Below are 838 nucleotides of genomic sequence, written 5' to 3' on the forward strand. Positions count from 1 at the left end.
TACCCTGGCTACTGATAGAATAAATCCATATGAAAAAAGTTCAACCAGAAAGATCTGGCTGAACTCTATAATACGAACGCCCCTATTAGTTTAAGTACACTTTTTTACAATCAGCTAGTTTCCTTCTGTACTATTTTATTATCAATACATACTGCCTTTCTCTAAACGAAAATCGTTCACTTAATTCATCAAATAAACGTTTTTCGTTTAAGTTAAATTTTCCAATATCATTTTGAAAATGCTTTGTTGTTAAGTTAACGAAAATATTAAGTGAATCAATTTTTTCTTTTAATTCGTGTCCATCCAGACAAGTGTATAATTCAACGCTTTCACCTTCCAAAAGATTTTCATTGATATATTCAAACAACACTCTATAACTTTTTCTGTGGTCAGAACAACTAAGATGATAAACATAAGGATTGCTGAATTGATTTCTTATTTCATCATAACCATCTAATTCTGAAACAAATATACCTAGAAAGTCTTCCTCTGTTTCATAAACGACCATATACTGTTCATTTATTTTATTGTCGTTCCTATATTTATTTGTCTTAGTCTTTTTTGGCGTTTTAAGACCTCTAATTTTTATTTCTGAAATATGAGAAATGGGTACTATTTGAGCTTTACTCCCATAATCGCCAGTGGGAATCTCCCTGCTTGAAGCAATATAGTGATGAACTGTCAAAACTTACCCCCCTATGGATATAATTAAATTCTTAATCATTTTATCTAAAAAACCATAATCACTTTCCTATTTGAACTAGTCGAGTAGAGGAGAGCCTTTTTACCTTACGGTAAATTGTGCTTCTCCCCCCTCTCAGAACCGTGCTTGCGCTAT

Annotated in this window: 1 protein-coding gene; it reads right to left on the bottom strand. The window is 32.0% G+C overall.

Annotation, left to right across the window (positions count from 1 at the left end):
• Positions 1–130: 130 nt before the first annotated feature.
• Positions 131–685: a hypothetical protein gene (locus tag CYL18_RS18990; protein ID WP_104851028.1), complete on the bottom strand. Its 555-nt coding sequence runs from the start codon at positions 683–685 to the stop codon at positions 131–133.
• Positions 686–838: the final 153 nt, after the last annotated feature.

This window comes from Pradoshia eiseniae, from assembly GCF_002946355.1.
Lineage (GTDB): Bacteria > Bacillota > Bacilli > Bacillales > Pradoshiaceae > Pradoshia > Pradoshia eiseniae.